The 9911-nt window shown below is 46.8% G+C and carries 9 protein-coding genes and 1 pseudogene; 9 read left to right on the top strand and 1 reads right to left on the bottom strand.

Annotated features, from left to right (window positions below; genetic code table 11):
- Nucleotides 1–202: 202 nt before the first annotated feature.
- The 9 genes and pseudogenes from ENN47_00865 to ENN47_00825 all read left to right on the top strand — a co-directional run bounded on the left by ENN47_00865 (nt 203) and on the right by ENN47_00825 (nt 9428).
- Nucleotides 203–1378 (top strand): DUF3798 domain-containing protein, encoded by a 1176-nt coding sequence (locus ENN47_00865; protein ID HDP76742.1) that lies wholly within the window; start codon nt 203–205, stop codon nt 1376–1378.
- A 75-nt stretch (nt 1379–1453) separates the two neighbouring features.
- Nucleotides 1454–3058 carry a sugar ABC transporter ATP-binding protein gene (locus tag ENN47_00860; protein HDP76741.1) on the top strand — a complete coding sequence of 535 codons (1605 nt, stop codon included), beginning with the start codon at nt 1454–1456 and terminating at the stop codon, nt 3056–3058.
- On the top strand, nt 3051–4094 hold the full coding sequence (locus ENN47_00855) for an ABC transporter permease (GenBank protein HDP76740.1): 1044 nt from the start codon (nt 3051–3053) through the stop codon (nt 4092–4094). The genes ENN47_00860 and ENN47_00855 overlap by 8 nt, the downstream gene beginning before the upstream one ends.
- Nucleotides 4091–5230: an ABC transporter permease gene (locus ENN47_00850; protein HDP76739.1), complete on the top strand. Its 1140-nt coding sequence runs from the start codon at nt 4091–4093 to the stop codon at nt 5228–5230. The genes ENN47_00855 and ENN47_00850 overlap by 4 nt, the downstream gene beginning before the upstream one ends.
- A gap of 4 nt (nt 5231–5234) precedes the next feature.
- Nucleotides 5235–5606, top strand: a complete 372-nt coding sequence (locus ENN47_00845; protein HDP76738.1) for a hypothetical protein — start codon at nt 5235–5237, stop codon at nt 5604–5606.
- 558 nt (nt 5607–6164) lie between these two features.
- Entirely contained in the window at nt 6165–6926 is a 762-nt protein-coding gene (locus ENN47_00840; protein ID HDP76737.1) for a glucose 1-dehydrogenase, read from the top strand.
- Nucleotides 6927–7016: 90 nt separating this feature from the next.
- Nucleotides 7017–8558: an exonuclease VII large subunit gene (locus tag ENN47_00835; protein HDP76736.1), complete on the top strand. Its 1542-nt coding sequence runs from the start codon at nt 7017–7019 to the stop codon at nt 8556–8558.
- A gap of 1 nt (nt 8559) precedes the next feature.
- Nucleotides 8560–8889, top strand: a complete 330-nt coding sequence (locus tag ENN47_00830) for a hypothetical protein (GenBank protein HDP76735.1) — start codon at nt 8560–8562, stop codon at nt 8887–8889.
- Nucleotides 8870–9428: pseudogene (locus tag ENN47_00825) on the top strand (GNAT family N-acetyltransferase). Before ENN47_00830 ends, ENN47_00825 begins: the two are co-directional and overlap by 20 nt.
- Here ENN47_00825 and ENN47_00820 read toward each other — a convergent pair.
- Nucleotides 9429–9911 carry a hypothetical protein gene (locus ENN47_00820; GenBank protein ID HDP76734.1) on the bottom strand — a complete coding sequence of 161 codons (483 nt, stop codon included), beginning with the start codon at nt 9909–9911 and terminating at the stop codon, nt 9429–9431.

The raw sequence follows: 9911 nt of genomic DNA, 5'->3' as shown, positions 1-9911 counted from the left end.
TCTTAACAGCTTGAATTAGGAATAGCGGAGAACGGGGTGATTACATAAATGACTCTGAATTGTGATAAACTAGTCTCGTTAAACATTATGCTTTTCCTTTTCGATATCCGGACTATCCGGCTTCTATTTCGGTCAACCAGAAATTAATGATTAAGGGATGCCTATCTGGCAGCCTCAATTCCTAATAAAAGGGGGTTTTTGAATGCGTAAAGCACTATTAGTTCTGCTGGTAGTTCTTGTAAGCGCGGCTTTCATGTTTGCTGCGGATTTCCACATTGGTGTTGTAACAGGAACTGTATCGCAGTCCGAAGACGATCTCAGAGGCGCCGAAGCATTGATCAAGAAATACGGAGATGCTGCTTCCGGTGGGATGATCGTACATCTTACCTACCCTGACAACTTCATGTCTGAGCAGGAGACAGTCATCGCACAGATAACCGGTCTCGCAGACGATCCTCTAATGAAGGCAATCATTGTTAATCAGGCTATTCCTGGAACAGTCGAGAGCTTCAGAAGAATCAGGGAAACAAGACCGGACATCATTCTCCTGGCAGGTCTTCCTCACGAAGATCCTCCAATGCTAGCCGATGCAGCTCACCTTTCAGTCAACGCTGACTCACTGGCACGTGGATACCTAATAATCTACACGGCCAAGCAGCTGGGCGCCGAGAAGTTCATGCACATCTCGTTCCCAAGGCATATGTCCTACGAACTTCTTTCAAAGAGAAGAGACATCATGAGAGCCGCTTGTGAAGAACTCGGTCTCGAGTTCATAGACATGGGTTCTCCGGACCCTGTCAGTGACGTTGGAATCGCCGGCGCACAACAGTTCATTCTGGAGAAAGTCCCCGCCTGGCTTGATGAGTATGGAGTAAACACTGCATTCTTCTGTACAAACGATGCCCACACAGAACCTCTTCTCAAGAGAGTCGCAGAACTTGGCGGTTATTTCATCGAAGCCGATCTGCCTTCTCCTTTGATGGGCTATCCCGGCGCGCTCGGCGTATCCTTTACCGAAGAGGAAACTGGCAACTGGCCAGCAATTCTCGCCAAGGTGGAAGAAGCCGTTGTTGACAAGGGTGGAGCTGGAAGAATGGGAACATGGGCCTACTCGCTTGGTTATACAACAACCGCAGCGCTTGCAGAACATGCAAAGAATGTCATTGAAGGCAAGTGTGAAGTAGACGACTTTGATGCAATCATGGCGGCTTTTGCTGAATACACACCTGGAGCGGCGTGGAATGGAAGCTATTACGTCGATGCCGATGGAATTGAGCAGGAAAATTACCTCTTGATCTATCAGGACACCTACATATTTGGAAAAGGTTACATGGGTATCACTGAAATTGAGGTTCCTGAGAAGTTTCTGAATTTCTAAACTGAATAACGCCAAGAGGGGGGGCAACCCCCCTTTTCTTGACTCTTTCTAACGTTCGGTATTTGGGGTGAAGTCATGGACGAAAAGCAATATCTGCTGAGGATGGAGAACATCAGCAAGGACTTTTTTGGAAATCAGGTTCTAAAAGATGTGACCATAAAAGTTGGAAAAGGCGAAATAATCGGACTTGTTGGTGAGAACGGAGCGGGCAAGTCCACATTAATGAATATCCTCTTCGGACTATCTGTCATTCACGAGACGGGAGGCTTCCAAGGAAAGATATTCCTTGAAGATACCGAAGTAAATTTCGCGAGTCCATTTGAAGCTATTGAAGCCGGTATTGGAATGGTACATCAAGAGTTCATTCTGATTCCGGGTTTCACTGCAACGGAGAACATTCTTCTGAACAGAGAGTCCACCAATTACAATGTATTCGTTGAAGTCTTCGGAGAAAGACTTCGCACACTCGATAGAGTGGAGATGAACAAGAGGGCTGTAACCGCAATCGAGAAGCTTGAGGTCCAACTTGATCCAAACATGCTGGTAAGCGAGATGCCGGTTGGCCACAGGCAGTTCACTGAAATTGCAAGAGAGATGGACAGGAAGTCGACGAAGCTTCTGGTTCTTGACGAGCCTACGGCAGTTCTTACTGAATCAGAAGCTGATACTATGTTGAAGGCTGCCAGAAAGCTCGCCGACCGAGGCCTGTCGATAATCTTCATAACTCACAGGCTTAGCGAGGTTCTGGAAATAGCTGATAGGCTGATTGTATTGAGAGACGGTCAGGTAGTTCGTGAACTGGAGTCATCCAAGACTACTCCGAGAGAGGTTGCTTCTCTGATGGTCGGCAGAGAGATAAAAGACGCCAGTTCTGTGCGTTCAAAGGACAACGAAAAGTCTGAAATTGTTCTCGACATAAAGGATCTATGGGTGGACATGCCTGGAGAACAAGTCAACGGTGTCAACCTTCAAGTACACAAGGGTGAGATTCTCGGAATTGGCGGCCTCGCAGGTCAAGGAAAGCTCGGGATTGCGAACGGAGTGATGGGTCTCTTCCCGGCGGAAGGCGAAGTCCACTATAAAGGCGAGATCCTCCCTCTCAACAATCCGGTCAGCGTCTTGAGCAAAGGAATCGCTTTTGTTTCTGAGGACAGAAGGGGAGTGGGCCTTCTTCTAGATGAACCGATAGACTTGAATATTGTGTTCACTGCGATTCAGATCCAGGGAAGGTTCATCAAGAATTTCCTTGGCGGACTGGTTAAGTGGCGAGACGACAAAGAGATATCGAGAGTTGCAAGAGAATATGTCGAATCGCTGCAGATCAAATGTGTCAGCGAAAAGCAGGAGGCGAAAGAACTTTCGGGCGGCAATCAACAGAAGGTCTGTCTTGCAAAGGCCTTTGTTCTCGAACCTGATCTTCTTTTTGTTTCCGAGCCCACCAGAGGAATCGATGTGGGTGCAAAAAGCGTGGTCCTTGAGACACTCAGAAGGCAGAATAGAGAACACGGAACGACAATAATTATGACATCTTCTGAGCTTGAAGAGCTCCGTTCCATTTGCGATAGGATTGCCATTGTAAACGAAGGAAAGATATTTGGAATTCTTCCGCCTACAGCTGATCCGGCCGACTTCGGTCTACTGATGCTGGGTGAACAGGAAGAGGTGAAGTCAGGTGTTTGAGAGTATTGGAAAGCTCATTGAAAAGGCCGGCTGGCCCAGAATAATAATTGCTCTCTTCCTGCTTTCCATGTTCGCGATAGCTCCATTTGTCAACATAAGCATTGGGACATCTATCAGCGATACAATTGTCAGGTTTGCAATGAATTCTGTTCTTGTTCTTTCGCTAGTTCCAATGGTACAGTCCGGTTGTGGACTGAACTTTGGAATGCAGCTCGGTGTTATAGCGGGATTGATTGGAGCCGTTACCAGTATTGAGCTCGGAGTTACCGGGCTTGCAGGATTTCTAACGGCAATAGGAATAGCCATTCCCTTTGCCGCGATTCTTGGTTTTTTCTACGGATTGCTCTTGAACAGAGTAAAGGGCGACGAGATGGTCGTCGCAACTTACGTCGGATTCTCTTCAGTCGCTTTCATGAGCATGATGTGGCTTCTCTTGCCATACAAGAGCCCAAACATGATTTGGGGATATGGCGGTTCGGGACTGAGGACAACAATCAGTGTCGAAGGATACTGGCTGGGGGTCCTAAACAATTTCCTCAGCGTTCGAATCGGCAATTTCTTTCTCCCGACCGGAACGATTCTTTTCTTCGCTCTGATAGCGCTGCTCGTCTGGTCATTCTTTAAGACGAAACTTGGAACTGCAATGACAGCAGCCGGATCGAACCCTGTATACGCAAAAGCTGCCGGTGTCAACGTCGATAGAATGAGAATCCTCTCGGTTGTGATATCAACAGTCATCGCTGCGGTTGGAATTCTCGTCTATGAGCAGAGTTTTGGATTCATCCAGCTTTACATGGCCCCTCTTCTAATGGCCTTTCCTGCCGTGGCCGCCCTCTTGCTGGGAGGCGCTTCGGTGTCGAAAGCGTCGATGGGCAATGTCATCATAGGAGCATTCCTATTCCAGGGAATTCTTACGATGACTCCGTCCGTTATGAATAACTTGATTAAGAGTGACATGTCCGAGGTAATAAGAATAATCGTCTCCAACGGTATGATCGTTTACGCTTTGACGAGAAAAATGAAGGTGAGAAAATGAAAGATCAGAGCTTAACACGCGCAAAGAATCCATTGGTGAGGTTTGCAATATCCAATGCGGTTCCGATACTCTTCATAATTCTCCTGATATTCGCCGTGCCGTTGTCGGGGTTTTCAAGTGATTACCTCCTAAATGAAATCATTACGAGGCTTGGAAGAAATTCCTTCCTTGTCATATCTTTGCTCATACCGGTAATGGCCGGTATGGGACTGAATTTTGGAATAGTTCTTGGCGCCATGGCAGGTCAGATTGGTCTAATTTTCATGCTTGACTGGGGAGTAGTAGGAATCCCGGGTATTGTCCTTGCGATGCTCGTCGGGACTCCTATTGCCATACTTCTCGGACTTCTGGCTGGGACAATTCTTAACCGGGCAAAGGGTAGAGAGATGGTTACTTCTATGATTCTCGGGTTTTTCATAAACGGAATCTACCAGTTCACTATCCTATACGGTATGGGGAGCGTTATTCCAATCTCTAGCAACAAGTTGTTGCTTCCCCGAGGATACGGTGTCAGAAATGCCCTTGACCTCCTAAGCGTCAGAAAAGTACTCGATAATATGTGGTCGATAGAGATCAGCGGTGTTTCGATTCCACTGGGAGTCTTTTCGATTATTGCTGCTCTATGTATCTTTGTCTTCTGGTTCACAAGAACAAAACTCGGGCAAGACATGAGGGCCGTTGGTCAGGATATGCAAGTGGCAGCAACTGCAGGCATAAACGTCGACCGAACAAGAACGCTCTCGATAATCATCTCCACAGTACTCGCCTGTTTCGGTCAGATCATTTTTCTTCAAAACATAGGAACTATTAATACCTACAACTCACATGATCAGGTCGGAACCTTTGCAATCGCCGCCCTCCTAATTGGAGGCGCTTCCGTTGCCAAAGCAACCATTCCGAACGTCTTCATCGGGATCACTCTCTTCCATCTCACTTTCATTGTAGCTCCAAGAGCTGGGAAAGAACTGCTAGGTCAGGCTCAGATTGGTGAGTACTTCCGGGTCTTCGTATCATACGGAATAATCGCAATCTCACTGGCTCTTTACGCCTGGAGAAGACAGGTGGAGAAAGAGACTGAAAGAAGACAGGCAAAAGCTGCGATCAAGGCGGCAATTGAAGATGGGACGGGAGGGTGATTGTATGAAAAGAAACGTGATTAGAATCGCCCTTGTGGTAGTTCTGGTAGCTCTTGGCTTCGGTCTCTATGTATTGGGCAAGGAGCACCAAATATTCGTCGATAACAAAGACATAGTTATAGACGGTGTCGAATACAAATCCGAAAACACAATAAAGGTCGTTGTCGACAACGTGGATCTCGAGGAAGTGAAAAAGGGTAAGAGAAAGGTCGCATATACGCCGGGACCCTGGCACAAAATCACTGCAGTTGAAATGCTTCCCGATGGCAGCACAAGGGAAGTTGAACGCAAGTTCACCTTGTCTCCGAGTGATGTGGCAGTCGTCAATTTGGTAGCTCTCTTCGAGGTCGAGGACGGGTGGCTGGAAATACAATGATCTGATGGCGAAAGTCTGAACTGTATCCTTCAGAAATAGAGAACCATTCGGGACTGAACTCACCAACAGTTCAGTCCCTTTTCTTTTGCCAGACTTCCTAGAAGCAATTCTGATCTTGCACAACTTTCTGATTTATCTCAGCTTAATCTCCACAAACGATCCCATGCTAACGAGTGAGGCCGGCCAAGAGCAGCTCAGGTCACAATGCGTTAGCAGACTCGCTCCAGAATATCCGCTGCAGGCTCAATAACAAGGGCCCGCTGATCGCTGACAAAGACAACGTTGACCGTCAACGTCCTCGAGAAGATCAAAAGCAGATCCCGGATCAAGCCCGGGATGTCGAGCTCAGTAACCCCGAGAACCGCAAATGGGTCATCCGCTTCTGTTCTCCAAACCCGCGACCCTAGACTCGAGACCCCCCGTCTGAAATCCATTCAGCATCTCTCTTTTCGTCCTGGAAGGACACTCTATTCTCATTCTTCCTGGCGGCTAATTGCGATATAATGAACATAGCCGATCGATACTCTCGGGTATCAACGTGATAAAAGGAGGGAAATTATGAAAAGATTCGATGGAAAAGTTGTTTTAATAACAGGAGGAAGTTCAGGAATCGGAGCCGATAGTGCAAGAGCATTTGCTGAGGAAGGAGCAAGTGTAATCATTTCGGACGTTGATGAAGAAAAGGGCAGAGAGCTCGCGCTAGAGATAAAGAAAGCTGGAGGAAACGCCCGATTCATGAAACATGATGTCTCAAGTTCTCAAGAGACAGAGAAAGTGATTGACTCGATTGTCGAAGAATTCGGAAGGCTAGATATTGCCTTTAATAATGCGGGAATAGGAGGACCTTCTTTTCCACTTTCGGAATATCCCCTTGAAGATTGGGAAAGGGTTATCTCGATAAATTTGCTCGGTGTATTCTACGCAATGAAGTACGAGATCCAGCAAATGCTCAAACAAGGCGGTGGAGCAATTGTGAATAACTCTTCCATTCTAGGCAAAGTAGGCTTCAATAATGCTTCTGCCTATGTAGCCGCAAAGCATGCCGTGGTTGGATTGACGAAAGCCGCGGCTCTGGAGTACGCGAGCAAGAATATCAGGATCAATGCTGTGAACCCCGCTTTCATTAAGACACCGCTGCTTGAGAACGCTGGCATGAAAGAGGGTACTGAGATGTATGAGATGCTTGTTTCCATGCATCCAGTAGGCAGGCTTGGAGACCCAAGAGAAGTGACAAACGCAGTTCTGTTTTTGTCGGGCGAAGAAGCTTCTTTTGTTCATGGAGAATCACTAATGGTAGATGGAGGATACACAGCAAGGTAAGAGTAACTACGAATAATGTTTATTCGGAGGACGCACGAGGCGTCCTCTTCTTCTATAATGTAATGTAGTATCGATTCAAAGGGGTGCTTAATGGAAGAAGCGACGCTTGAGTTCAAAGACCTTGAAAACATGCTTGAACACATCAGATCGGTTTTGACCAGCGTAGGTTTGAATAACCTGCGAGTTAAGTTTCCGGCTGATGTGACAAACATAAATGTTCGGGGAAGCTATGTATATATTAGCGTTTCTCAAGATTATGAAGAACGCGGTACGAAAAGACGAATAGACCTGAGCATGATCTCTGGAAAGCCTGCCTTTGCAAGGATGGGAAGACAGCTGGCTCTTAAGAGTTCATCAGATTTGAAAGGAAAGAAGTGGCTTTTCGAAGGCTCTCTCAGTTTCTACAAACCCCGCGCAAGCTTCTCTATCTGGGTAGACACGATCGCTCCGATCGGCGAGTCGGATATTACCGCACGAAGAAGGGAGATCTATACCGCTCTAAAAGTGCGGAACGCTTTGAGAACAGAAGAGCACGAACTCATCGAGTTGCCCCCGATAAAGAGAATTGCCGTGATATCGTCTTCGACTGCTGCGGGACTCGGTGACTTCTTCTCGAATATTTCTCTTGAATCTCCTTACAAACCCGTTGTTCATCTTTTTGAATCATATATGCAGGGAAACCGAACAGTCCCCGGAATCCTCTCCGCTTTAAAGAAGATCGCATCCTGTCCGGTCAAATACGATGTGGTTGTTCTGACAAGAGGCGGCGGCTCTGCGAGCGACTTGATGTACTTCGATAGCCTCGATCTGGGAATCGCTATTTCGGACTTTAGCAAGCAGTACTGCCCTGTGCTCAGCGCTATCGGTCACGAAAGAGACTTCACGATTCCGGACTTTGTCGCATGGAAGAGATTCGACACCCCGACGGCGGTAGCTAGAGGAATAAGTGAGCAAGTCATCGAATATGTATCCTCTTTGGAAGAATTCGCAGATCTTCTGGGCGAAGAGATAAACTGGTTATTCCAAAGAGCCTGGAGCGAGACCGATCCCGAAAGGCTTGGGATTATGTCGGACAGGATAGAGGACAACATTAATCGAACCGAGCATTTCTTTGAAGATGGAATAAGGGCTTTGTCAGGAACCATTCTTCACAGGATCGCTAAGGCAGTGAACGAACTTGGGTCCTTCAATCCCAGCAGATATCTTCTCTCGATCGAGCGCGCGATGAACGAAATATCTGCTCTTGCCGATGGCCTGATGAATAGGGCAGAGGCGGCCATCCAAAGAAGTCTCCAATACAGTGAAAGCCAGCTAGACGACGCAACATTGAGAAATCAGATCGACAGACATCTAATGAACGCAAATGGACAGGTTGAGCTTCTCGACAAGGGAATACTCAGAATGTTCGATGACAAAATCAGCGAGGCGGGTAACGACCTCGACAACCTCTTCAACGAACTCACATTGCATGGGGGATATGCTGCGTCACTTCTATTTGGTGGTGTGGTCCTGAAGAAAGCCGATAGAATCATTAACAGTATTACGATAGTCTCGCCTGGAGATGAAGTGGACTGCATTTTCAAAGATGGTGAAGCAAAAGCTACTATAGATGAAGTGAAATCGGAGGTATGACATGGATGAAAAGACTCTGGAATCAATTCTTAAACTGAAAGAAGATCAGATAAACTCGATGGACTTCAAAAAACTTCTTGGATACATAAGGGCGATTGACGAGTATTTCCGTGGTAACTCACAAATCGATGTTGAAGTAGCGCTTAAAGCTTACCAGAAAGCGATTCAGCTGCTTACAGCCGCACGACTTCGTTTGATCACCCTAAAAAGGGAAAAAGAGGAGCTTGACCAACAGTACTCGAGTTTTCTGAACTCTATTGAAGGAGAAGAGGTCCCCGAGGAACCTCAAGAGACACCTAAAGAAGGCGAAGATGGAAAACTCCCATTCTGAGAGCTTTCTGAGAGAAATTACTCTCAAGAACGGCAACTCTTGTCGTTTCTACAGAGCGGATATTGGAGACTCGGAGAGAATAATCGAATACATAAATTCAATAGCAGCCGAGTCAGATTTCCTCAGTTTTGGAAGAGGCGAGTTCACCATGAGCGGCGAGGATCAGAGACATATCATAAGTTCGTTCAAGGAGAGGAACAACTGCCTGATGGCTGTTGCCGAGTGCGATCAGAGCATTGTAGGCCTAATCACGATGCAGGGCGGCTCGAGAAAAAGAGTATACCACTGGGCAGAGATAGCTCTTTCCGTATCAAAGAAGTACTGGGGAATGAGAATTGGAAGAGAGCTCATTGAAGGTTGCAACTAAACATGCTGAAAATAACGGGATTACGAGGATCGGTCTGAAAGTCCGCACCGATAACGATCGGGCAATAGCTCTCTACAGAAAAACGGGCTTCGAAATCGAGGGAAAACTCAAGAAATTCATGAGAGTTAACGATAATTATTTCGATTTCTACCAAATGGGCCGAGATGTATGACTATTTCCTTCTGAAAAGAACGAGCAAACCAAAGGCGATAAGAACCGCACCTACTACTATCATTGTCCACTGGGAAAGCGATGAGGGAATCAGGGCGATCACTCCCACGGCAGTCAATATCGCAATCGGAATCAACAAACCGAAATTCTTTCTTCCATCCGCAAGATAGAGCTGCAGCAGCCCAAAGGCGGGAGCGAGAACGAAGAGCCCCCAACCTCCTAGAGAGTAGAAATCGGGAAAGACAACTCCAAGAGTGAGCGCAAGGGCAACGACCAGAAGAATTCCACCGGGAACAAGAAGGCCGTTAATACGCTTCTTAAAAGCGTTGTATTCCATAATAATACCTGGGAGCCAGATGAACAAAAGCCAGAAATTCGACAGAACTGCCGGCACAAAAATTATCACCAACCCAAGCGCAATAACTATCAAACCTAGAAAGACCTGAGAGAGTCCGCTCTCTTTCTTCACATTTTCTTCTTCCAT

This window comes from Mesotoga infera, assembly GCA_011045915.1.
GTDB classification, from domain to species: Bacteria; Thermotogota; Thermotogae; order Petrotogales; family Kosmotogaceae; genus Mesotoga; species Mesotoga infera_D.
The sequence above is the reverse complement of the archived record's forward strand: the minus strand, read 5'-3'. Positions and strand labels throughout refer to the sequence as shown.